This is a genomic window from Streptomyces sp. SJL17-4 (assembly GCF_036826855.1).
In the GTDB taxonomy this organism is placed as follows: domain Bacteria; phylum Actinomycetota; class Actinomycetes; order Streptomycetales; family Streptomycetaceae; genus Streptomyces.
On the sequence record NZ_CP104578.1, the window covers coordinates 741,214 to 762,169 of the forward strand.

The following is a 20,956-nucleotide window of genomic DNA, read 5'->3' on the forward strand; positions in this document are numbered from 1 at the left end:
ACGGCCGGCTCGACGACCAGGAGGTGTACGGATGTCGTCCAGCGGCATACGGCGCGGCGAACCCCCTCTCGCGGAGGCGGAGGCGGAGGAACTGCTGCGATGTATCTGCTTCAAGACCGGCCCGCCCCGGACCGTGGGGGTGGAGCTGGAATGGCTGGTCCACGAGCTGCGTGACCCCAGGGTCCCCGTCCGGCCGCCGAGGCTCGCGGCGGCCCTCGACACCGTACGGTCGTTGCCGCTGGTGTCGTCCCTGACCTTCGAACCCGGTGGGCAGCTGGAGCTCAGCTCGCGCCCGGCCGGTTCGCTCATGGAATGTCTGGACTCCCTCGCCGCCGACCTCCGGGCGGTACGGTCGGCGCTCGGACCGCTCGGCCTCACCCTCAGCGGATACGGGGTGGACCCCTGGCACTCGCCGCGCGGCCGGGTGCTCCACGAGCCGCGGTACGACGCCATGGAGGCCGCGCTCGACCGGACGGGCCCCGCCGGGCGGGCGATGATGTGCGACTCGGCGTCGGTGCAGATCTGCCTGGACGCGGGCCTGGAGGAGCCGGGGCCGCTCGGTTACCACCGGCGCTGGCAGCTCGCCCATCTCCTCGGCGCGGTGCTCGTGGCGGCCTTCGCCAACTCCCCGCTGCACGGCGGCCGTCGTACCGGCTGGCGCTCGACGCGGCAGGCCCTGTGGACGGAACTCGACCCCCGGCGGACCCTCGCCCCCCTGCCGGACGGGGAGCCGCGCGCCGAGTACGCGGCCCACGTCCTGGACACCCCGGTGATGTGCGTGCGGGCCGACGAGGGGCCGTGGGCGGTGCCGGAGGGGATGACCTTCCGCGATTGGCTGCGCTCGGGCCTGCCCCGGCCGGCCGACGCCGACGACCTGCGGTACCACATGACGACGCTCTTCCCGCCGGTGCGGCCACGCGGCCATCTGGAGCTGCGGATGGTCGACGCCCAGCCGGGCCCCGACGGGTGGATGGTGCCGGTGGCCGTGACGACGGCGGTCTTCGAGGACCCGGCGGCGGCGGAGACCGTGTACCGGGCGGTGAAGCCCCTCGCGGAGCGGGCCGGCTACGCCCCCGCCCCGCGCAACCCGCTCTGGCTGGCGGCGGCCCGGGACGGCCTGGCCGACCCCGAGCTGCACTCCACCGCCCTCGCCGTGTTCGCCGCGGCCCTTGAGGCGCTGCCCCGGATCGGGGCGAGCGAGGAGGTGCGGCGGTCCGTCGCCGCCTTCCACGAGCGGTACGTGGTTCCCGGGAGCTGCCCGGCCGACGACCTGGAGGTGCTGACGTCATGACGGAGACCCGGACCGAGCTGGACGCCGAGGCCCTGCGCCGGCACGCCCTGGACGCCCTGACCGCCGCGCGGGCCCGTACGGCGCTGCTCACCTCCTGCGTCGAGGACGGTGAACTCACCGCCCAGCACTCCCCCTTGATGTCTCCACTGGTCTGGGACCTGGCGCACATCGGCAACCAGGAGGAGCAGTGGCTGTGGCGGGCCGTCGGCGGGCAGGAGGCACTGCGGCCCGAGATCGACTCGCTCTACGACGCCTTCGAGCACCCGCGGTCCGCCCGTCCCTCGCTGCCGCTGCTCGCGCCGGGCGAGGCCCGGACCTACGCGGCGGACGTACGGCTGCGCGTCCTCGACGTGCTGGAGCACGCCGAGTTCGACGAGCGTCCGCTGCTCCGCGCCGCCTTCGCCTTCGGCCTCGTCGCCCAGCACGAACAGCAACACGACGAGACGATGCTGATCACCCATCAGCTGCGGAAGGGACCCGCCGCGCTGACCGCTCCCCCGCCGCCGCCCCTGCGGAGCGGCCCCCTTCCCGGCGAAGTCCTCGTCCCCGGTGGCCCGTTCACGATGGGGACCTCGGAGGAGCCGTGGGCCCTGGACAACGAGCGTCCGGCGCACACCCGGATCGTGCCCGCCTTCCACATCGACACCGTGCCGGTCACCAACGGCGCCTATCTCGCCTTCATGGCCGACGGCGGCTACACGGACCAGCGCTGGTGGCGGCCCGAGGGCTGGGCACAGATCAGGGAGCACGGCATCGCGGCCCCGCTGTTCTGGCGCCGGGACGGCGCCCAGTGGCTGCGCCGCCGGTTCGGGGTGACCGAGCCGGTGCCGGAGGACGAGCCGGTCCTGCACGTCAGCTGGTACGAGGCCGACGCCTACGCGCGCTGGGCGGGCCGACGGCTGCCGACCGAGGCCGAGTGGGAGAAGGCCGCCCGGTACGACCCGGACTCCGGGCGCTCGCGCCGCTATCCGTGGGGTGACGCCGATCCCGGTCCCGAGCACGCCAACCTCGGCCAGCGGCACCTGCGTCCGGCGGCCGCGGGCAGCTACCCGGAGGGCGCGTCGCCGCTCGGCGTACGGCAGTTGATCGGTGATGTGTGGGAGTGGACGGCGAGCGACTTCCTGCCGTACCCGGGGTTCACCGCCTTCCCGTACAAGGAGTACTCGGAGGTGTTCTTCGGCCCCGACCACAAGGTGCTGCGCGGCGGTTCCTTCGCCGTCGACCCGGTCGCCTGCCGGGGCACCTTCCGCAACTGGGACCTGCCGGTGCGCCGCCAGATCTTCTCAGGCTTCCGTACGGCCCGCAGCGCGGAGCTCGACTGATGTGCCGTCACATCGCCTACGTGGGCGAGCCGGTGGCACTGGGAGAGCTGCTCGTCCGGCCGGCGCACGGCCTGCTGCGCCAGTCCTGGGAGCCCCGTACACAGACCAGCGGTGTGGTGAACGCCGACGGGTTCGGGGTGGGCTGGTACGCCGAGGACGATCCGGTGCCGGCCCGGTACCGGCGCTCCGGCCCCATCTGGGGCGACCTCTCGTTCGCCGACCTCGCCCGGGTGGTGCGCTCCCGGGCGCTGCTCGCCGCGGTCCGCGGGGCGACCGTGCCGGGCGCCGACGGGGAGGCCGCCGCGGCGCCGTTCGCCGCCGGACCCTGGCTGTTCAGCCACAACGGCGCCGTCAGGGGCTGGCCGGACTCGCTCGCGCCGCTCGCCGCGACCCTCCCGGCCGGCGAGCTGCTCGGACTCGAGGCACGGACCGACTCGGCGCTGCTCTGGGCGCTCGTCCTGCACCGGCTGCGGTCCGGCGACCCGCCGGGCCCCGCCCTGGCCGACACGGTGCGGGAGGCCGCCGAGGCGGCCCCCGGCTCCGGTCTCACCCTGCTGCTCACCGACGGGTCGCTGATCGCCGCGACCGCCTGGGAGAACAGCCTCTGGTATCTGACGGGTCCCGACCGGGTGGTCGTGGCCTCCGAACCGTACGACGACGATCCGCGCTGGCGGGAGGTCCCCGGGCGCACGCTCGTGACCGCCACCCGCGCCGACGTCACCCTCACCCCGCTCAAGGAGCCCTCCGCGTGAGCCCGTTCCAGCTGACCCGCACCCTCGCCCCGGACGCCGCCGGCGCCGATCTGCGCGCCGATGTCCTCCACGGGCTCAACCGCTCCCCCAAGGAGCTGCCGCCGAAGTGGTTCTACGACGCCCGGGGCAGCGAGCTCTTCGAGGAGATCACCCGGCTGCCCGAGTACTACCCGACCCGGGCCGAGCGGGAGATCCTGAAAGAGCGGGCGCCGGAGATCGCCGCCGCCACCGGGGCCAGGACCCTGGTGGAGCTGGGCTCCGGTTCCTCGGAGAAGACCCGGTTCCTCATCGACGCGCTGCTGCCCGCCCTGGACAGCTACGTGCCGGTGGACGTGAGCGAGTCCGCGCTCACGGGAGCCGCGGAATCCCTGCTCGCCGAGCGGCCGGGGCTGCATGTGCACGCCCTGGTCGCCGACTTCACCCGGGGTCTCGCGCTGCCCGGGACGCCGGGGCCGCGCCTCGTGGCCTTCCTCGGCGGCACCATCGGCAATCTGCTGCCCGGCGAGCGGCGCACCTTCCTCCGCTCCGTGCGGGCGATGCTCACGCCGGGCGACGCGCTGCTGCTCGGCACGGACCTGGTGAAGGACGAGGCCACGCTCGTGACCGCGTACGACGACGCGGCCGGGGTGACCGCCGCCTTCAACAAGAACGTGCTCGCGGTGATCGACCGGGAGCTGGGCGCGGACTTCGACCCGGACGCCTTCGACCACGTGGCGGTGTGGGACCGCGAGCGGGAGTGGATCGAGATGCGGTTGCGGGCCCGCCGCGCGCTGACCGTGAAGATCCCTGAGCTGGATCTCGTGGTGCCGTTCGCGGCGGGCGAGGAGATGCGGACGGAGGTGTCCGCGAAGTTCCGTCAGGCGGGCGTCCGGGCCGAGCTCGCGGAGGCGGACCTCGACCTCGACCGCTGGTGGACCGACAGCGAGGGCAGGTTCGCGCTGTCGCTGGCCACCGCCCGCTGAGCGGCGGCCGCCAGGGATCGGCGGTCCTGATAGTGGCCGCCGGGAAGGGGCTCCCGGAGCCGGACGACGGCGGTGAGCCGGCGGGTGGAGACCACCCGCCACAGCGAGGAGCCGAGCGGGTCGGCCCCGACGTACGCGGCGGCGTCCGTGGGCCGGTAGTCGATCCGTACCGGCTGCACGGCGCAACCGGCGTCGAGGGCGGCCTGGAACGCGGCCGGGCGGAACCGGCCGCGTTCCCGTCCGCACCAGGTCGAGCCCTCGGGGAAGACGACCACGCGGCCGCCGCCCCCGAGTACGCCGGCCATGGTCCGTACGGTGCCGGGCAGGGTCATGATCCCGTCCCGGTCGATGAAGAGGGTGCCACCGAGCGCGGCGAGCGTGCCGAGGACGGGCCAGTGGCGCACCTCCGACTTGGCGACCGCTCGGCCGGGCAGGACGGCTGCTATCAGCGGTATGTCGAGCCAGGAGACGTGGTTGGCGACGACGAGGAGCGGGCCGTCGGCCGGGGCGGCCGCTCCCTCGTACCGGGCGTGGACGCCGAAGGCGCGCACCGCCGCCCGCATCCAGTACCGGACGAGGGTGAGCCGGGTGGCGGCCGGCAGCAGGCCGGTCAGCGGGGCGAGAAGGAGGCCGAGGAGGACGGTGCCGAGTCCGGCGATCAGCCGGACCACGGCCCGGACCGCCCCGGCCGGGTCCGCTTCGGCGCCGTGCCGACGGTGGGCGGAATCGGGGTGGAGGGACTCGGGGTGGGCGGCGCAGTGGCCCGGGGTGCAGGGCGCCGTGGGGAGCCACGGCGAGAGGGCTGTGGTCCCGTTCACCGTGCCGGGGCGAGCGAGAGGAAGTGGTTGAGGTAGCGCGGGTTGGTCCGGCGCAGCGAGAGCAGGACGTAGAGGTCGGCGACGCCGAAGTCGGGGTCGTGCGCTGGGGCGCCGCAGACCCAGGCGCCGAGCCGGAGGTAACCGCGGAGCAGCGGCGGCAGCTCGGTGCGGCCCTCGGGGCGGGTGATGCCTTCGGGGCTCCAGAGCTTGTGCGGGGTGACCCAGTATTCCTCCGGGGCGAGGTGCTTGGCCTTGACCGTGTCCCAGGTGGCGGCGGCGAGGGTGCCGCCGTCGGCGAGCGGGAGGGAACAGCAGCCGGCGAGCCAGTTGTGGCCGGTGTTCGTCATGTAGCGGGCGAGGCCGGCCCAGATGAGGGCGATGACGGCGCCGTTGCGGTGGGCGGGGTGGACGCAGGAGCGGCCGACCTCGACCAGGTCGTGCCGGATCGGGGCGAGCCGGGTGAGGTCGAACTCGCTCTCGGAGTAGAGGCGTCCGGCGACGGCGGCCCGGTCGGGCGGCAGGATGCGGTAGGTGCCGACGACCTCGCCGGTGGTCTCCTCCCGTACGAGGAGGTGGTCGCAGTACGCGTCGAAGGCGTCGATGTCGAGGCCGGGCTCCGGTCCGTCGAGCTGGGCGCCGAGCTCGCCGGCGAAGACCTGGTGGCGCAGCCGCTGGGCGGCGCGGACGTCCTCCTGGTCGCGGGCGAGTCCGACGAGGTACCGGGGGGTGGGCTCCTCGGCCGGGGCCTGCGGCGCCGCCTGCGCGACGGGGGGCTGGGGCGCGTGCTGCTCGACGAGGGGCTGGGTCTTGGCGGGGACGCCGAGCGGCTGGGTGGGGACGCCGAGCGGCTGGGTGGGGACGGCGAGCGTGGGGGTCGGTGCGGCCATGTCGGGCTCCTCCGGCGTACGGAAGGGGAAGGGGCGGCGCCGGACCGTGTGAGCGGTGGCCCGGCCCCTTACTTCTTCCGTGACCGACTGGATTCGACATGACCGTCCGGGGGCCCGCGGGTGTGGAGGCGCTGAATGCTATTCGGCGAGGGTGTCCGTGATCTCGGCCGAGGCCAGCTTGGCGGCCTTCATCGGGTCCTCGCCCTGGAGGACGGCCGTCATGTAGGGCTTGATGGGGTTGTCGGCCTCGACGTCGGCCCACTGCGGGGAGTTGGGGGTGGCGCGTCCGCGCGCGGCGCCCTTGGCCATGACGGCGGTCGCCTCCTGGCCGGCGACGACGGAGGCGAGACCCTTCTTGTTGGGCACGTAGCCCATGGCGCGGGCGAGTTCGGTCTGCCACTTCTCGCCGGCGAGCTCCTTGACGACGTCGAGGGCGGCGCCGCGCTGGGGTGCGTTCTCCGGGATGATGAGGTCGGAGCCGCCGGTGAAGACGGCACAGGGCCGGTCCTCCGTCGCACCGGGTATCGGGAAGTAGCCGAGCTTGTTCTTGAGGCCGGGGTTGGCCTTGAGGATCGCGGCGACGGCGCTGGGCGTGGCGATGAGCTGGGCCACGTCACCCTTGGCGAAGACGTCGGCCTGTGGCGGGTTCTGCTCGTCGGCGTCCTTCGGGCCGGAGCCGAGGGACTGGAGCTCCTTGTAGTACTTCATGCCGCGCTGGGCCGCCGGGCTGGTGAGCGCGCCGGTCCACTCGCCGCCCTTGTCGGTGGCGAGTTCGCCGCCCTCGTCCCAGATGAATCCGGCGAGGGTGTACCAGTCCTGCCCGGCGAGGTAGATGCCCTGGGAGCCCTTGCTGTTGAGCTTCTCGGTGTCGGAGAGCCACTGGGCACGGGTGGCCGGCGGCTTGTCGATGCCGGCGTCGGCGAACAGGTCCTTGTTGTAGATGACGATGCGGTTCGCCGCGTACCAGGGAATGCCGTACTGGGATCCGCCGATGCTGCCGGGCTCGGCGAGACCGGGCAGCCAGTCCTCGCTGCCGAGGTCGCGGACCGACTCCAGGGTGAGGTCGAAGAGCTTCTCGGTGTCGGCGTACTGGGCGACCTGGGTGTTGCCGACCTCGATGACATCGGGTCCGCCGGAGCCCTGGATGGCCTCGGTGACCTTCTTCCCGATGCCGGTCCAGTCCTGGACGGTGACCTGGAGTTCGATGCCGTCGTGCTCCTCCTCGTACGCCTCGGTGAAGCGGTTGAGGAAGTCCTCGCTGACGCTGTCCCGCATGAGCCAGATGTTGACGGTCTTCGTCCCGCCGCCGCCCGGGAGCATCCCGCAGCCGGCGAGGGCGAGAGCTGTGGCGGCTGCCAGGGGGCAGGCCAGATGGCGGTTCTTCACGTAGGTCACCTTCTGCGGTTCAGCACAGGATCGTGCGGCATGGGGAGCTGACCCGACATGGGGGGACCGAACGGGGTGTTCGCGCGGGTATGTGGCCTGGATTCTGGTCTGGACCAACGGGATGGTCAAGTCCTTGACCATCCCGTTGCACGTCACGGTCGCCCCATCTGTTCCGTTACCGACGGTAATTACCTGTCAGTCACTTTTGAAAGCGACAAACGTTCGATTGTCAGTGCTGGGTGAGACGGTAGGTCCATCGGGTCGGAACGCTTGAAAACCCAGGGGGAGTTGCCATGTCCGGAACCCAGAACTACATCAACCACGTCGCTCTCGTGCTGGATGCCAGCTCGTCCATGTCGCACCTGAGCCGCAAGGTCGTCGACGTCGCCGACCAGCAGATCGCCTATCTCGCCCGCCGGTCGAAGGAACTCGACCAGGAGACCCGCGTCACGGTGTACGTCTTCGCCGACAAGGTGGAGTGCGTCATCTACGACAAGGACGTCCTGCGGATGCCGTCGCTGAAGCAGCTGTACCGGGTCGGTGGCATGACGGCCCTGCTCGCGGCCGCGCTGAAGTCGCAGCGGGAGCTCGCGCAGACGGCCCAGCTGTACGGCGACCACAGCTTCCTGACCTTCGTGCTCACCGACGGCCAGGAGAACGCGAGCCATCGCTGCCCCGACGCCCCCACGAAGGACCCGCGTGCGCTCGTCGAGGCCGTGGCCCGGATGATCGAGACGCAGCAGGACAACTGGACGCTGGCCGTCCTCGTACCGGACCAGATGGGCAAGCGCGAGGCCATCCAGAGCGGCTTCCCGAAGGACAACGTCGCCATCTGGGACGCCACCAGCACCCAGGGACTGGAGGAGGCCGGGCAGGTCATCCAGGAGGCCACCGAGAAGTTCATGGTGGGCCGCACCAAGGGCATCAGGGGCTCGCGGGCGGTGTTCTCCACGGGGGCGGACGCGGTGAACTCGGCCACCGTCAAGGCGGCCGGCCTCGCTCCGGTGAATCCCTCGGGGTACCGCCTGATCCCGGTGGCCCGCGACGCGGCCATCCGGGACTGGGTCGTGGAATCCGGGCACACCTACCGCGCCGGGGGCGCGTTCTACCAGCTGAGCAAGTCGGAGAAGGTCCAGGCGAAGAAGCAGATCGCCGTGCTGGAGAAGAAGACCGACCGGGTGTACACGGGGCCCGAGGCCCGGGCCCTGCTCGGGCTGCCGGACGCGGAGGCCCGCGTCCGGCCGGACCACAACGACGACTTCACGATCTTCGTGCAGAGCACCAGCGTGAACCGGAAGCTCGTACCGAACACGCGGCTGCTGCTGATGCTCTGACGGTCTCTGCCGTGTGCCGCAGCCCGGCACGGTCCCAGGCACCGGGCGTGCCTGGGACCGGTCCGGTCAGATCCGCCGGACAGGCCCTAGGCGCCCGGCTCTTCGAGCCGGAATCCGACCTTCATCCCCACCTGGAAGTGGGCGACCTGCCCGTCCTCGACGTGACCGCGGATCTCCGTGACCTCGAACCAGTCGACCGAGCGCAGCGTTTCGCAGGCGCGGGTGATCCCGTTCCGGATGGCGGTGTCGACGCCCTCCGAGGACGACCCGACGATCTCCGTGACGCGGTAGACGTGATCTCCCATGGCGGCCTCTCCTTCGCGTTCCGACTCCATCCACACTGCACGGAACCGGAGACCGCCGCGAGTCGAGGTGCGCCACGCTCCTGCGTCACATCGGGCAGGAATGCAGCCGGACCGGCCCCTCCGGCCACCGGCTGCCCCTTCGGAGCGGGAACCACATCGTCCGCAGGGGCATCGTCGCGGGGCCGTCGGGCTGTTCCACTTCCACGTCACCGTCCACCTCGCTCCAGCCGAGTCGCGCGTAGAGACCGGAGACGTCCGGGCGACAGAACAGCAGCGCGAACTCGGGCCCCAGCGTTCGCGCGTGTTCGAGGGCCCCGCCCACCACCTGCGCGGCGAGCCCGCGGCCCCGCTGGTCCGGGGCGACGGCGACGCCGCCGAGGCCCACCACGTCCATCCGGCTCCCACCGACCGACAGCGGAAGGACGAGGAGCCCCGCGTGGGCGAGGAGCCGCCCGTCCGCCCTGATCCCGAAGTGGTGCTCCTTGGGCAGCCAGACCAGACCCCATGCGTCGACCCCGAACGGATCGGCGGCGTCCCCGAAGATCTCGGACCGGTCGTAGGCGTCCAGCCGGACGACCGTCGGTGCCACGGAGCACGGATCCGCGCTCATCACGTCCGGCCCTCCTTCTCCTGGGCGTCCCTGAGCTCCTGGGACGGGGTCGCCCACCGGGCGCGTACGACGGGGAACCCGGCAGCCTCGGCCGCGTCGCAGACCAGCAGGTCGTCGTCGACGAGCATCCTGATCGCACGGTCGGCGCCGAGCCGACGAAGGATCTCCACCTTGGTCACCCGGGCCGGGCGGAAGTCCCGGTTGCGGCGCATGTGGACCGGCCCCTCCGGGAGGCCCTGCGCGGCAAGCCAGGCCAGGGTGTCCCGGCGGCAGCGCTCCGGGCGCCCGGTCAGGTAGACGACGTCGCACTCCTCGGCCGCCTCGCGGCACAGCGCGATCCCCTCGTCCAGCGGCGGATCCTCGGGCGCCGCCGCGAAGAAGGCGTCCCAGTCCTTGGGTCGCCGCTCCAGGAACTGCTGGCGGTGGGCGGTCGCGGCGAGCGTGTTGTCGAGGTCGAAGACGGCCAGGGGCCGGTGGTTGTCGGCTGTCACGCGGCCCAGCCTAGAAGGTGGCAGGCGGCACCCCGACGCCGTGGCTCAAGAGCGCGCTCGGCATCGGCATCGGCATCGGCATCGGCATCGGCATCGGCATCGGCATCGGCATCGGCATCGGCTGAGCCTGGCCTCAATTCGGGCTCAACGGGCAGGCTCACAACCTGCCCGAATGCGCGGAGCCAGCATACGGGGCCATGATCTCTCGCCCCATGACAGCTCCAGCCCACAACCGCTCCGCCGACCTCACGCCGTCACCCGGCCGCGGCGCCCGTACGCTGCACGGCAACAATGCTGGAGAGCGAACACCCCGGGGGCAAGACATGGAAGATCGTGAGCGGTTCACTCTGCTTCGGGTGACTGGCAAGTACGGCGGCAGCGTGGCTATCGAACTCGATGAATCCGCAGCACCCGGCATCCCCGACACCAGCGGCGAGCTGATGGTGCACAACGACTTCGTGGCCGGAGTCACCCGCACCTACGTCGAGCCGTACGACCTCGCTCCCTGGGAGCACGTGCTGGACGAGGTCGAGGCCGGCCGGGACGCGGTTTGGCGCGAGCACGCCCGAGTAGCCGAGATCGGCATCCAGCTCGTGCACCGGGAAGATGACCAGGACCAGATCACTGTCACGGTCGCCGACCAGCAGACAACACGGGTGGCCATCAGCCTGGAAGTGAACCGCGGTTGGATCGAAGAACAACGTGCGCTGCTCCATGGAATCCGCGAGGCTTGGAAGCACGTGCACCCGACCGCATTGCGGTAGCTGCCTCGGTACAGCAGCGGAGTGCCGCAACCCCAGCGACCCACGCCGACCGTGACCGGCGCAGCAGGCCGCTTATGTGGCCCCTTCGCCCGTGGCGGCTACTCGTTGGCTTCGCCCAGCTGGGAGAGCCTAGGCAGGCCCAGGAAGACGGGCGACTGCTCCTTCTCTTGCTGGGCTTCGATCTGGGTGATCTTGTCTTCGGTGCCGGCGAGGCTGGTGGACAGTCCTTCGACTTCGCCGAACCATCCTTCGCGTTCGGCTTCGGCGATCCTGTCCTTGAGGTTGTCGCGGATCTCTTCGAGACGGGGCTTCTCGTCCGCCGCGACGATCAGGACCGGGCAGCGGACGCAGGCGTGTTCGTGGATGCAGTCGGTTCCGTAGGCTCGCCCGCAGGGCGGCGGGTGAGCCGGCGCGCCCCGGATTCACTCCAAGGGATGCCGTGACGGGGCTCACGCAGGGTAGGCATGGAGCCCCTCCCCTTCAGGGCAGCGGTGATGTCACCTGCCTGAGGGCTGACAGTCGGCCGACGCTTGCCCGCGCCATGGAAATCAGGCGACCAGGCTCGGCGCATCGTCCAGGATGACCCCATGAGTCAAGACCTGGCGACGTTCCTCCACGAACGGCTGGACGAGGAGGCCGAGTTGGCCCGACACTGCGACGGCGACGGCGATAGCTGTGCGCTGCACGACCCTGCTCGCCTCCTGCGGGAGGTCGAGGCCAAGCGACGTGTACTCGCCCGCCATGTGCTCAGTCCCGCCACGGGCGACCCCGAACTGCCGTGGGACAACCGCGACGACTGCCAGTACGACGGTGAGACCTGGCCATGCGACGACCTGCTCGACCTCGCGTCACCCTACGCCGATCACCCTGACTACCCCCGACGTCCCTGAAACGGAGAGTCCGGGCGGTCCTCAGGTCCTCAGGCCCCCAGGTCCTCAGGCCCCCAGGTCCTCAGGTCCTCAGGCCCTCAGGCCCTCAGGTGTCGGGTGCGTCATGCGGGGACGTCACTTGAGTGCCTTGGGGGTGCGGGCGCGTCGAAGAGGAGGGCGAGTTGGACGTCCAGCGCGGCGACCGCGTCCTCGTCGGCGTACTGACCTGACAGCAGCTGCATGCCGAGGCCGTCGACGAGCGCCATCAGGGTGATCGCCCCGATGTCGGGGTCGATACCGTGCGCTCCGGCCGTCCGCAGCTGCTGTGCGATGAACCCGCGCATCCCTGCCGCGCCCTCGCGCACCTCTGTGCGGATCGCGGGTTTCACCGCGGCGTACGCGAGGAACGCGAGGCCGACGTGGCCCTCGAGTCGCCGGGTGTCGTCGAGCGGCAGGATCTGGAGCAGCACGCTGCGGACGACCTCGCGTGGTGCGGCCGGCAGTGCGGCCTCCTCGGAGCGGGCGCGGATCCGGTCCGCGACCATGCCGAGCGCGAACGTCATCATTGCGTCCTTGGTGCGGAAGTAGTGCTGCACCATCCCGGTCGAGACGCCGGCCTCGGCCGCCACCTGGCGCAGGCTCACGCCCTCCAGTCCTTCTGTTGCGGCAAGCCGCATCAGTGCGTCGGCGAGCAGCTCTCGGCGTTCACGGTGATCGACCTTGCGCGGCATGAGACCACTTTACATTGCACTCGTATTGCCATGATGTACATTGCAGTCGTATTGGAAAACGGTGGGGTCGGTCATGGCGAACGTGGTCGGCACGAAGGAGGTGGTCGGCATGAACCTGCTCGAGCTGGCGGCGATCGACAGCGGAGGACAACAGGACCTGGTGGGCGGGAAGGCTGCCGGGCTTGCCGGGCTGATCCGCCTCGGCGAGCGCGTACCGGACGGCTTCTGCCTCACGACCACGGCGTACGCGAGCGGGAAGGTGCCGCGCGCCGAGGTGCTCGCGGCGTACGAACGCCTCGGCGGCGGGCCGGTCGCAGTGCGTTCCAGCGCCACCGCCGAGGATCTGCCGCACGCAAGCTTCGCGGGTCAGCAGGACACGTACCTGGGGGTCACCGGCGGCGAGGCGCTGATCGCGGCGATCGAAGCCTGCTGGGACTCGCTGCACAGCGACCGTGCGACCACCTACCGCGAGGCCAACGGCATCCCGCACGACCGTGTCCGTATGGCTGTCGTCGTACAGCGCATGGTCGACGCCGACGTCGCCGGCGTCTTGTTCACCGCCGACCCGCTGACCGGCTCGCGCAGCGCGAGCGTGGTCGACGCCGCCCCGGGACTGGGGACGGCGGTCGTGGACGGGAAGGAGGCGGCGGACCACTACGTACTGGACGGCACGCAGGTCTCCGAACGCGGCTGCCTCTCCCCGGCCCGCCTCGAAGAGCTGCGCGGGGTCGGTGAGCGGATCAGGGACCTGCTCGGCGCGGAGCAGGACATCGAGTGGGCCTTCGGCCGCGACGGAAAGCTGTGGCTGCTGCAGGCGCGCCCGATCACCACCCTCTTTCCCGTGCCCCCGCCGAGCGACAAGCCGGGCCCGCGGCTGTACGTCGAGTTCGGCCACGTGCAGGGGATGCTTCAGCCCGCCACCCCCATGGGCATGTCGACACTGAAGTCGATGCTGGCGGGCATGCTTGCCGCGGTCGGCCTCACGGTCGAGATCGTCGATATCGGCGGGCGGCTGTACGGCGACCTGACCGACGCGCTGCGCGACCCCTCGACGCGGCAACGGCTGGTCAAGCTCATGGCGGTCGATTTCGGGCCACGTGCGCAGAAGGTCGTGGAACACCTCCTGGACGACCCGCGGTTCGCGCCGCGGAAGGCTCCCCGTAAGCGCAATGCCGCCGCCTTGAAGACCGCGCCGAAGGCAGCCGCCGGCATCCTCGGTGCGCTGGCCCGTCCGGCGCGGGCGCGGGCCCGCGTCTTCGGCGAGATCGAACGCCTCCGCCGGCTGCCGGTCACCGATCCGGCCACCGCCGCGGAACTCCTGGACCTGGTCGAGCGGGATGCGGAGTCGAGCACCCGCGTCGATGCGATCATCTGGCCGGTGGTCAGCGGAATCGCTGTCTGCGCCGCCCTGCCGCCGCTACTCAAGGGCGTCGCCAGCGAGGACGAGATCCACACGGTGCTCGGTGGTATGCCGTACAACGTCACGATCGAGATGGACCTGGCGCTGTGGGACGTGGCCCGGAGCGCGGAGCCGTACCGTGAGATGCTCCTCACCACCCCTCCGGCGCAGCTTGCCGACGCCCAACTGGCAGGGGCGCTCCCGGACTTCGGCCTCACGGCCTTTCTTGAGAGCTACGGCACTCGTTCGGCGGCCGAGGTCGACGTCGGCGTGCCACGCTGGGCCGAGGACCCGACACCGGTGTTCACGATGCTCGCCAACTGCCTGCGCGTCACCGACCCCGAACAGGCCCCGGACCGCCGCTTCGCCCGAGCCGGGGACCGGGCGGAGTCGATGCTCGCCGAACTCGCCGGGCGGGCCCGCCGCAAGCGGGCGCTGCGCGGCCGACTGGCCGGGTTCTTCCTCCGCCGCGCGCGGGAGTTGACCGGACTGCGGGAGGCGGGCAAGTTCGCCGGTCTGTACGCCCTGCGCGACCGGCGCCGCCGCCTCCTCCTGATCGGCGCGGAACTGCACGCCGAGCGGATCGTCGACCGCCCCGACGACGTCATGTTCCTCGAACTCCCCGAGCTGCGCACGGTGGTCGAGACCGGCGCCGACCTGCGCGACACGATCGCCGCCCGGCGCACGGACCACGCGCGCGAACTGCGCCGCCGCACGGTCCCGGTCGCCCTCCTCTCGGACGGTACGGACGTGGAGACGCTCCTGCCGGCCCCGCCGTCCGACGACCGCACGCTCACCGGTGTCGGCGCGGCATCCGGCCGGGTCACCGGCCGCGCTCGCGTGGTCCACGACCCCTCCGACGCGTCCATCGAACCCGGCGAGATCCTCGTCGCCCCGACGACCGACCCGGGATGGACCCCGCTGTTCCTCACGGCCGGCGGGCTCGTCACGGAGACCGGTGCGGTGATGGCGCACGGCCCGACGGTCGCCCGTGAGTACGGCATCCCGGCCGTGATCTGCGTCCCGAACGCCACGACACGCATCCGCGACGGAGAGCTGATCACCGTGGACGGTGCTGCGGGCAGGGTGACCCTGGATCGTTGAGCTGCCGTTCCCCGTTCCGGCGCCGCCCGGGTCGGCCGTGCCGTCTGCCGTCGGCCGACCCGTCACGGGTCAGTGGAGGCAGAGGCAGAACGGATGGCCTGCCGGGTCCGCGTAGACCCGCCAGTTGGCCTCCGGCCGAAGGTGGTCCGTCCGCTCCAGCACGGTCGCGCCCAGCGCGAGCGCCCGCTCCTCCTCGGCGTCGAGGTCGTCCACGTCGAAGTCCAGGTGGAGCTGCTGCCCTCGCTGCTGGCCGGGCCACTCGGGAGGCCGGTAGCCGTCCGCCCGCTGAAAGGCCAGCGGCGTTCCTTCGAACCCGTGCACCTCGACCCAGTCGGGCTCCTTCGGGTCGGCGACGACCCGGCCGCCGAGCAGGTCCGCGTAGAACTGTGCGAGCCGTACGGGATCGGCGCAGTCCAGCGCGACCGCCTGCAGTTTCCGGATCATTGTCCCTACCCTTCGTGAGCGGAATACGAGGAATACGACGAAGACAAGGAGTACAAGGAGTACAAGGAACCCGATCTACGCGGAACACGGATCGGCCTCCTCATGGAGGGCGGCCGTACTCGGTGTCGGCACGGCCTCTCCCGCCCCCAGGGGGCCCGTCGACTCGAACGGCTCCGACGCGGCGAGGCGCGGCAACTCCGTGCGGGCCGCACACGTGACCACGACGGTACGGCCGTCCAAAGGCAGGCGCTGGGCGATGCCTCTCACGGGCCCTCCAGTCGGGTGCGATGCCGGGCGGAACGGACGACCTGATCCGTACCCTGCGGCTACCCGAGGATGCGGGTGGGACACCCATCGCGTGCCGGGACCTGTCCGTTCATGGATTCCGCACGGAAGGATGACGCCCGGCCGTACGACACAAACCGATCCGTCGCCCCCCACCCACGGTATGGGCCGTTCTCGCCCCAACAACGCCGAGCGGACCTGGGAATGCCCCTGCCACGGCTCCCGCTTCGGCATCGACGGCGAAATCCTCCAGGTACCGGCACTGAGCCCACTGGAACGCCACGACCCCGACGAACTCTGACCGGTTCACCCCCTGGGAGGGGCGCTCCGCCACGCCCTCGCGCCCCGAGGGAAACCACGGCCGGCATCGGCCCGTGGCCCACCGCATCAGCGTCGCGAACCGGGCGGTCCATCACACATTGCGGGCTGCTCGGACCGGACGCATGGTGGTGGTCGGGGGCCATCAGAAGTGGAGAACAGCGTGATGAGCAAGGCAAAGGGCAAGGCCAAGCAGGTCAAGGGCAAGGTCAAGGAGACCGCGGGCAACGCGATGGACGACAAGCGCATGCAGGCGGAGGGACGCGCCGAGCAGGCGCGTGGCGAGGCCGAGGAAATGGTGTCGAAGGCCACGGACAGGATGAAGGGCAAGCGAAAGTCCTGACCCGGTCCTCCCTCGTGTCGCAGACAACCACGAGGACGGCTCCGTGACGGCTCGGCCCCGGCGGCAACGCCCGGGGCCGTTTCCGCGTACGCCGTGGTGATCGCGGTGGGCCTCCGCTGTGGTGGCGGATCGCGACCGTCGGGCCGGACTCTGATCCTTCCTCAGGCCGACGTGTCCTGCGGCGCGACCACCGTGAACCCGGCTCCCTCGGGGTCGGCGAGGTCGACCGACCGGCTCATGCGGGACGTGCGTACGGGAGAGGTGACCCTCCCTCCCGTACGGTTGGCGGTCTCGATGGCCTCCTCCAGGTCCGGCACGGGAAAGTACGTGTGCCAGCGGGGGCGGACCTGGGGGTCCGGCACTTCTTCGGGCGCCCCGCCGCTGATACGGGCGACGGTGTCGTGTCCGTGGCGCAGAACGACGTGGTCGTGCTCGTAGGAGGCCACGCAGCAGCCGGGCCGCTCCCCCGACCAGTCCAGGACCTCTCCGTAGAAGATCGAGGCCGCGAAGACGTCACGTGTACGCAGCTCCAGCCAGGCCGGGGCGCCGCCACGGCCCACCGACCAGTCCGGCACGACGGCGCCCTCCCAGAAGCCGAAGACGGCCCCGGCGGGGTCGGCGGCCAGGCCGGCCCGACCGGTTCCGAAGGCAAGGGGGCCCACGGCCATGGTGGCCCCGCGTTCCCGGATCCGGGCGGCTGTGACATCGGCGTCGGTGACGGCGAAGTACGGAGTCCAGGCCACCGCTATGCCGAAGCGCTCGGCAAGTGCTCCGATGCCCGCCACGGGAGCGCCTTCGTGGAGGGCGACCGCGAATCCGGCGCCGAGGCGACTGGGCCTGAACTCCCAGTCGAGTACGCCGCTGTAGAAGCGCTGTGCGGAATCCATGTCCCGGGCCATCAGGCTGACCCAGCAGGGGGCCCCGGCGATCTCGTGGCTCGATGTCGACATGGCCGTCACCCGCGCCCGCCGCTGCCGACTACCAGGAGTGACGGCGTCCGCCGACTTCGCGACCGACCGCCCCCGTCCGTGAGCCGGAGTACGGCGCCGATGACCACGAGGATGAAGCCGGGGACGATCATGGTGTCCTCCGATTCCGCTGAAGGCCTCGATTTCAGCGTAGGCGTTCTCCGGAGCCACGTCGGGCTACTCGAACAGGTGAGGTCTGTGAGCATTCGGCCTTGCGAGCGTTGCTGCGGCCGTCCGGAAGGGAACATGTGGAACCCGGCGCCGCGAGTCCGGCGTCGTCGCCACGACGGTTCGGCCGGAGGAGGAGAGTGAGAGCCCCACAACTCTTCGGAACGTTGACCGCTGTGGTTGTCCTGTGCGCCTGTGGCGCGCCGCAGGCACGCCAGGACGGAGCGACCCGCGCAGGCCGAACCTTCGAGGAAGCCCTCACCTCCGGCGACTACGGCGCGGCATGCGACCTGCTGGCCCCCGAGAGCCGCGAACAGCTCGAAGAGGACGAGAAGCAGCCGTGCGCGCGGGCACTGCCCTCGCAGGATCTGCCGGCGGGCGGAAGCGTGCGGAGCGTCGACGTCTACGGCAGGCAGGCGCTGCTCCGCCTACGGAACGAGACCCTGTTCCTGTCCCAGTTCGACAAAGGGTGGCGGGTCACTGCCGCCGGATGCGTACCGGAGCCGGGGCGCGACACCCCGTACCGCTGCGCCCTGAAGGGGACGTGACATGAGAACGCTGTTCGCCGTCTGCGTACTGACCATCGTGGGGGGCCTCGCCTACTTCACCACGATCGGGGCGATGCACCGGTGACCGCCCAGCGGGCCCGGAGCGGCCCCGGCTTCTGGCGGTCGAACAGCCTCACCCTCGGCTTCGGAGCAGCCTTCCTGGTGGTGCTCGGCGCTCAGGCCGTCGCCGGGCGGGCGGAGTTCAACGAACAGCTCGCCCTCGAAGGACTTCAGCAGATCGGGCTCGGCGACTACCTGATGTCCTCGGACTTCGCCGTCGACGTCACCGAGAACTGGCAGTCGGAGTTCCTGCAGTTCTTCCTCTACGTCTTCGGCACGGTCTACCTGCTCCAGCGCGGCTCCCCGGAGTCCAAGCCACTGCACAAGGCGGGCACGGAGAGCGAACGCGAACAGCGCATGGGTGACCACGCCCGAGCGGACTCACCCCGCTGGGCGGGCACGAAGGACTGGCGGCAGGCCGTCTACTCCCGGTCGCTCGGCCTGGCCATGTCCGTCTTCTTCCTGCTTTCCTGGCTGGCGCAGTCGATCTCCGGTGTGGCCGCCTTCAACGAACTGCGGCTGCGGCAGCTCCAGGCACCGGTCACCTGGCACTCGTACCTCGCCTCCGCCGACTTCTGGAACCGGTCCCTGCAGAACTGGCAGTCGGAGCTCCTGGCCGTGGCGGCGATGGCCGTCCTCTCCGTCTACCTCCGCCAGCGCGGCTCCCCCGAGTCCAAGCCCGTCGGGGCCACGCACGACGCCACCGGCGTCGAAGGATGACGCGGGCCGGGTGATCCAGGCGTCGGTAGCAGGCACAGGCGGCGTGGACGTGGCTGCAGCCCCGGCCACTCCCGTTTCGCCACCGTGACCGGCGGGCAGCCGCCTTCGGCGCGAACGACACGCCCGAGCCGTGGAGGTGCACGATGCCCGACAGCAGTGAGGGTGGAGCCGGCTCCGAGGCGGCGCCGGGCCTCGTCGCCGACCTCCGCACGGCGGCCGACACCCTCTGAATCACCTGGACGGCTCTCCCTCAGCGGTCGGGCCCGTCCTCCGGCGTCCGCCACGAGTCCTGCCGTGCCTCCGATGCCGGCCCGGTCGTGACACTCGTCGGGCGCCGGCGGCGTGCCACCCGACGGATCCCCCACCAGACCGCGGCGATCAGCACGGCAGCGATCACGACACCAACCAGGATCAGCCACAGTGAGGGGGCGGCAGCGGCCGCCATGGAGGGGAAGAGGTCGGAGTGGGACATGATCGCCCTTCCTGTCGAGGGGGCGCGGCAATCCACCCGTCCGCGCCGGGATCCTCCCTGCGGGTACCCCTCGCACGTGGAGCCACACCACCTCGCACGGCAGCAGCCGCAGTGGCCCCACAGCACGTTTCAGGGACGCCAGGTGCGGCTAGTCGCCGGACATGATGCACATCGGATACACGATGATGACCGAGCAGGCCGGCCCGCGTGAGCTGGTGGAACACGTGGTCGAGGCCGAACGGGTCGGGTTCGACTTCTCCGTGATCTCCGACCACTCGTTCCCCTGGCTGGACGAGCAAGGGCATGCCCCGTACGCGTGGAGCGTCCTCGGTGCAGCCGCGCAGGCCACCTCCCGCATCCCGCTGATGAGCTTCGTGACCTGCCCGACCTTCCGCTACCACCCCGCGGTCGTCGCGCAGAAGGCGGCGACCGTGCAGCTGCTGTCGGAAGGCCGTTTCCGGCTCGGCCTCGGCTCGGGCGAGAACCTCAACGAACACATCGTCGGCGAGGGCTGGCCGTCGGCCCGCGTCCGCCTCGGCATGCTCGACGAGGCCGCCGAGATCATCCACGCCCTGTTCACCGGGGAGTACGTGACACGTCACGGCCGCCACTTCCAGGTCGCCAACGCCAAGCTGTGGGACGTCCCCGACACTCCACCGCCCGTCGGTATCGCCGTGTCGGGCCCCCGCTCCTGCGAACTTGCGGGGCGCCGCGGCGATCTGGTGATCGCCACCGAACCGAAGCGTGCACTCCTCGACGCCTTCGACGCGCACGGCGGCGCGGGCAAGCCCCGGATCGGACAGCTGCCCATCTGTTACGGCTCCGACCGGTCGGCGGCGGTGTCGCGGGCCCACGACCAGTTCCGCTGGGCGCTCGGCGGCTGGCGCCTCAACGCCGAACTGCCCCTACCCTCCGGTTTCGCCGCAGCGACCGAGCGGACGCGCCTCGAAGACGTGGCGGACAGCATCCCCTGCGGGGATGACGTCGACGCCGTCGTGGACGCGGTCCGCCGCTTCGCCGAGGCCGGATTCACCGACCTCGCCCTCGTGGAGATCGGCGGTGCGCACCAGATGCCCTTCCTCCGCTGGGCGGAGACGACGCTCCTGCCCGTACTCCGCGCCTCCCTCGGGGGGCGGTCTCCATGAGCTCGGCCCGGCAGGCACACCAGGCGAGGAGGTTCGCGAGCCATGCAGGATGACAATCGCGCGGAACCGTACGTCGGACCGGAGTCCATCGTCGGCGGCACGGACCAGCCGCAACAGCTCGCCGTCGCCGTCCCGCCCAGCGGGCCGCCCGGCACCGTCGTGCTCAGGGTGACGGGGGAACTCGGCTACGAGACGGCGGCGCTCTTGCGGGACGCCCTCGAGGAGAACGCCGCGGCCCGCCGTGTCGTCGTCGACTGCTCGGGCCTGCGGTTCTGTGACTCGACCGGACTGAAGGTGCTGCTCAAGGCACGCCTGAGGATGCTGGGCGGCGGAGGGCGCCTGGACCTCGCGGGGCTTCGGTCCCCGGTGGCCCGGATGCTCGAGATCACAGGGGCGCGGACGGTCTTCCGCGTCTACGGCGACGTCGCCGAGGCGCTCGCCGACGTGGACAGCGACTGAC

Annotated in this window: 24 protein-coding genes and 1 pseudogene; 15 read left to right on the forward strand and 10 right to left on the reverse strand. The window is 71.3% G+C overall.

All coding sequences use genetic code 11. From position 1 onward, the window contains the following. The first annotated feature begins 31 nt into the window (after positions 1-31). The 4 genes from egtA to egtD are packed head-to-tail and all read left to right on the forward strand — an operon-like array spanning position 32 to position 4,327. Positions 32-1,291, forward strand: coding sequence for an ergothioneine biosynthesis glutamate--cysteine ligase EgtA (egtA, locus tag N5875_RS03080; RefSeq protein WP_318211942.1), 1,260 nt, complete (start codon positions 32-34; stop codon positions 1,289-1,291). Next, positions 1,288-2,613 carry an ergothioneine biosynthesis protein EgtB gene (gene egtB, locus N5875_RS03085; RefSeq protein ID WP_318211943.1) on the forward strand — a complete coding sequence of 442 codons (1,326 nt, stop codon included), beginning with the start codon at positions 1,288-1,290 and terminating at the stop codon, positions 2,611-2,613. The genes egtA and egtB overlap by 4 nt, the downstream gene beginning before the upstream one ends. Then, positions 2,613-3,365 carry an ergothioneine biosynthesis protein EgtC gene (gene egtC, locus N5875_RS03090; protein ID WP_318211944.1) on the forward strand — a complete coding sequence of 251 codons (753 nt, stop codon included), beginning with the start codon at positions 2,613-2,615 and terminating at the stop codon, positions 3,363-3,365. The genes egtB and egtC overlap by 1 nt, the downstream gene beginning before the upstream one ends. Continuing rightward, complete coding sequence (egtD, locus tag N5875_RS03095) at positions 3,362-4,327, forward strand: L-histidine N(alpha)-methyltransferase (RefSeq protein ID WP_318211945.1); 966 nt, start codon at positions 3,362-3,364, stop codon at positions 4,325-4,327. Before egtC ends, egtD begins: the two co-directional genes overlap by 4 nt. On the opposite strand, the gene N5875_RS03100 is transcribed toward egtD, so the two are convergent. The 3 genes from N5875_RS03100 to N5875_RS03110 form a co-directional block, all read right to left on the reverse strand. Next, a complete protein-coding gene (locus tag N5875_RS03100; protein WP_338491670.1) occupies positions 4,222-5,145 on the reverse strand; it encodes a lysophospholipid acyltransferase family protein in 924 nt (307 codons plus the stop codon). The genes egtD and N5875_RS03100 overlap by 106 nt on opposite strands. Beyond that, positions 5,142-6,032 carry a GNAT family N-acyltransferase gene (locus N5875_RS03105; protein WP_338491672.1) on the reverse strand — a complete coding sequence of 297 codons (891 nt, stop codon included), beginning with the start codon at positions 6,030-6,032 and terminating at the stop codon, positions 5,142-5,144. The genes N5875_RS03100 and N5875_RS03105 overlap by 4 nt, the downstream gene beginning before the upstream one ends. Before the next feature lie 138 nt (positions 6,033-6,170). Next, the gene (locus tag N5875_RS03110; protein ID WP_318211948.1) at positions 6,171-7,418 is read right to left on the reverse strand and encodes an extracellular solute-binding protein; all 1,248 of its coding nucleotides are present in this window, start codon (positions 7,416-7,418) and stop codon (positions 6,171-6,173) included. Positions 7,419-7,711: 293 nt separating this feature from the next. On the opposite strand from N5875_RS03110, the gene N5875_RS03115 reads away from it, so the two are divergent. Next, positions 7,712-8,752, forward strand: a complete 1,041-nt coding sequence (locus tag N5875_RS03115) for a vWA domain-containing protein (protein ID WP_338491674.1) — start codon at positions 7,712-7,714, stop codon at positions 8,750-8,752. An 86-nt stretch (positions 8,753-8,838) separates the two neighbouring features. Here N5875_RS03115 and N5875_RS03120 read toward each other — a convergent pair whose 3' ends face one another. The 3 genes from N5875_RS03120 to N5875_RS03130 all read right to left on the reverse strand — a co-directional run bounded on the left by N5875_RS03120 (position 8,839) and on the right by N5875_RS03130 (position 10,158). Further along, positions 8,839-9,057, reverse strand: coding sequence for a dodecin (locus N5875_RS03120; protein WP_338491675.1), 219 nt, complete (start codon positions 9,055-9,057; stop codon positions 8,839-8,841). A gap of 85 nt (positions 9,058-9,142) precedes the next feature. Further along, positions 9,143-9,667, reverse strand: coding sequence for a GNAT family N-acetyltransferase (locus tag N5875_RS03125; RefSeq protein WP_338491677.1), 525 nt, complete (start codon positions 9,665-9,667; stop codon positions 9,143-9,145). Further along, positions 9,667-10,158 (reverse strand): hypothetical protein, encoded by a 492-nt coding sequence (locus N5875_RS03130; RefSeq protein ID WP_318211952.1) that lies wholly within the window; start codon positions 10,156-10,158, stop codon positions 9,667-9,669. Before N5875_RS03130 ends, N5875_RS03125 begins: the two co-directional genes overlap by 1 nt. Before the next feature lie 212 nt (positions 10,159-10,370). Here N5875_RS03130 and N5875_RS03135 point away from each other — a divergent pair, with 212 nt between their 5' ends. The 3 genes from N5875_RS03135 (at position 10,371) to N5875_RS03145 (ending at position 11,812) form a co-directional block, all read left to right on the forward strand. Next, entirely contained in the window at positions 10,371-10,922 is a 552-nt protein-coding gene (locus N5875_RS03135) for a DUF5959 family protein (protein WP_338491680.1), read from the forward strand. A gap of 167 nt (positions 10,923-11,089) precedes the next feature. After that, positions 11,090-11,365: a hypothetical protein gene (locus tag N5875_RS03140; protein ID WP_338491681.1), complete on the forward strand. Its 276-nt coding sequence runs from the start codon at positions 11,090-11,092 to the stop codon at positions 11,363-11,365. Between the two features lie 144 nt (positions 11,366-11,509). Continuing rightward, entirely contained in the window at positions 11,510-11,812 is a 303-nt protein-coding gene (locus tag N5875_RS03145; RefSeq protein WP_318211955.1) for a DUF6221 family protein, read from the forward strand. 101 nt (positions 11,813-11,913) lie between these two features. Here the strand turns inward: N5875_RS03145 and N5875_RS03150 are convergent, their stop codons facing one another. Beyond that, positions 11,914-12,522, reverse strand: coding sequence for a TetR family transcriptional regulator C-terminal domain-containing protein (locus tag N5875_RS03150; RefSeq protein ID WP_338491682.1), 609 nt, complete (start codon positions 12,520-12,522; stop codon positions 11,914-11,916). A 73-nt stretch (positions 12,523-12,595) separates the two neighbouring features. On the opposite strand from N5875_RS03150, the gene N5875_RS03155 reads away from it, so the two are divergent. Next, on the forward strand, positions 12,596-15,025 hold the full coding sequence (locus tag N5875_RS03155; RefSeq protein ID WP_338491683.1) for a PEP/pyruvate-binding domain-containing protein: 2,430 nt from the start codon (positions 12,596-12,598) through the stop codon (positions 15,023-15,025). A gap of 69 nt (positions 15,026-15,094) precedes the next feature. On the opposite strand, the gene N5875_RS03160 is transcribed toward N5875_RS03155, so the two are convergent. Next, the gene (locus N5875_RS03160; protein ID WP_318211958.1) at positions 15,095-15,469 is read right to left on the reverse strand and encodes a VOC family protein; all 375 of its coding nucleotides are present in this window, start codon (positions 15,467-15,469) and stop codon (positions 15,095-15,097) included. A 466-nt stretch (positions 15,470-15,935) separates the two neighbouring features. Here N5875_RS03160 and N5875_RS03165 point away from each other — a divergent pair. Next, positions 15,936-16,055, forward strand: a pseudogene (locus tag N5875_RS03165) (Rieske 2Fe-2S domain-containing protein); the annotation flags it as partial. A 183-nt stretch (positions 16,056-16,238) separates the two neighbouring features. After that, entirely contained in the window at positions 16,239-16,415 is a 177-nt protein-coding gene (locus N5875_RS03170; RefSeq protein ID WP_318211959.1) for a CsbD family protein, read from the forward strand. A 161-nt stretch (positions 16,416-16,576) separates the two neighbouring features. On the opposite strand, the gene N5875_RS03175 is transcribed toward N5875_RS03170, so the two are convergent. Further along, positions 16,577-17,365: a VOC family protein gene (locus N5875_RS03175; protein ID WP_338491684.1), complete on the reverse strand. Its 789-nt coding sequence runs from the start codon at positions 17,363-17,365 to the stop codon at positions 16,577-16,579. Positions 17,366-17,727: 362 nt separating this feature from the next. Between N5875_RS03175 and N5875_RS03180 the strand changes: the two genes are divergently transcribed. Together N5875_RS03180 and N5875_RS03185 are read left to right on the forward strand one after the other, a co-directional pair. After that, complete coding sequence (locus tag N5875_RS03180) at positions 17,728-18,099, forward strand: hypothetical protein (RefSeq protein ID WP_318212034.1); 372 nt, start codon at positions 17,728-17,730, stop codon at positions 18,097-18,099. An 81-nt stretch (positions 18,100-18,180) separates the two neighbouring features. Next, on the forward strand, positions 18,181-18,879 hold the full coding sequence (locus tag N5875_RS03185) for a DUF6766 family protein (RefSeq protein WP_318211961.1): 699 nt from the start codon (positions 18,181-18,183) through the stop codon (positions 18,877-18,879). 250 nt (positions 18,880-19,129) lie between these two features. On the opposite strand, the gene N5875_RS03190 is transcribed toward N5875_RS03185, so the two are convergent. Next, positions 19,130-19,351: a DUF6479 family protein gene (locus N5875_RS03190; RefSeq protein WP_318211962.1), complete on the reverse strand. Its 222-nt coding sequence runs from the start codon at positions 19,349-19,351 to the stop codon at positions 19,130-19,132. 161 nt (positions 19,352-19,512) lie between these two features. Here N5875_RS03190 and N5875_RS03195 point away from each other — a divergent pair, with 161 nt between their 5' ends. Next, complete coding sequence (locus N5875_RS03195; RefSeq protein ID WP_338491686.1) at positions 19,513-20,496, forward strand: TIGR03557 family F420-dependent LLM class oxidoreductase; 984 nt, start codon at positions 19,513-19,515, stop codon at positions 20,494-20,496. 42 nt (positions 20,497-20,538) lie between these two features. Next, entirely contained in the window at positions 20,539-20,955 is a 417-nt protein-coding gene (locus tag N5875_RS03200) for an STAS domain-containing protein (RefSeq protein WP_338491688.1), read from the forward strand. Position 20,956 lies beyond the last annotated feature (1 nt).

Excerpts from the sequence above, each read along its gene's own strand:
- egtA (WP_318211942.1), top strand. The coding sequence starts at position 32 with ATGTCGTCCAGCGGCATACGGCGCGGCGAACCCCCTCTCGCGGAGGCG.
- egtB (WP_318211943.1), top strand. The coding sequence starts at position 1,288 with ATGACGGAGACCCGGACCGAGCTGGACGCCGAGGCCCTGCGCCGGCAC.
- egtC (WP_318211944.1), top strand. The coding sequence starts at position 2,613 with ATGTGCCGTCACATCGCCTACGTGGGCGAGCCGGTGGCACTGGGAGAG.
- N5875_RS03105 (WP_338491672.1), bottom strand. The coding sequence starts at position 6,032 with ATGGCCGCACCGACCCCCACGCTCGCCGTCCCCACCCAGCCGCTCGGC.
- N5875_RS03115 (WP_338491674.1), top strand. The coding sequence starts at position 7,712 with ATGTCCGGAACCCAGAACTACATCAACCACGTCGCTCTCGTGCTGGAT.
- N5875_RS03120 (WP_338491675.1), bottom strand. The coding sequence starts at position 9,057 with ATGGGAGATCACGTCTACCGCGTCACGGAGATCGTCGGGTCGTCCTCG.
- N5875_RS03125 (WP_338491677.1), bottom strand. The coding sequence starts at position 9,667 with ATGAGCGCGGATCCGTGCTCCGTGGCACCGACGGTCGTCCGGCTGGAC.
- N5875_RS03135 (WP_338491680.1), top strand. The coding sequence starts at position 10,371 with ATGACAGCTCCAGCCCACAACCGCTCCGCCGACCTCACGCCGTCACCC.
- N5875_RS03145 (WP_318211955.1), top strand. The coding sequence starts at position 11,510 with ATGAGTCAAGACCTGGCGACGTTCCTCCACGAACGGCTGGACGAGGAG.
- N5875_RS03150 (WP_338491682.1), bottom strand. The coding sequence starts at position 12,522 with ATGCCGCGCAAGGTCGATCACCGTGAACGCCGAGAGCTGCTCGCCGAC.
- N5875_RS03155 (WP_338491683.1), top strand. The coding sequence starts at position 12,596 with ATGGCGAACGTGGTCGGCACGAAGGAGGTGGTCGGCATGAACCTGCTC.
- N5875_RS03160 (WP_318211958.1), bottom strand. The coding sequence starts at position 15,469 with ATGATCCGGAAACTGCAGGCGGTCGCGCTGGACTGCGCCGATCCCGTA.
- N5875_RS03170 (WP_318211959.1), top strand. The coding sequence starts at position 16,239 with ATGAGCAAGGCAAAGGGCAAGGCCAAGCAGGTCAAGGGCAAGGTCAAG.
- N5875_RS03175 (WP_338491684.1), bottom strand. The coding sequence starts at position 17,365 with ATGTCGACATCGAGCCACGAGATCGCCGGGGCCCCCTGCTGGGTCAGC.
- N5875_RS03190 (WP_318211962.1), bottom strand. The coding sequence starts at position 19,351 with ATGTCCCACTCCGACCTCTTCCCCTCCATGGCGGCCGCTGCCGCCCCC.
- N5875_RS03195 (WP_338491686.1), top strand. The coding sequence starts at position 19,513 with ATGATGCACATCGGATACACGATGATGACCGAGCAGGCCGGCCCGCGT.
- N5875_RS03200 (WP_338491688.1), top strand. The coding sequence starts at position 20,539 with ATGCAGGATGACAATCGCGCGGAACCGTACGTCGGACCGGAGTCCATC.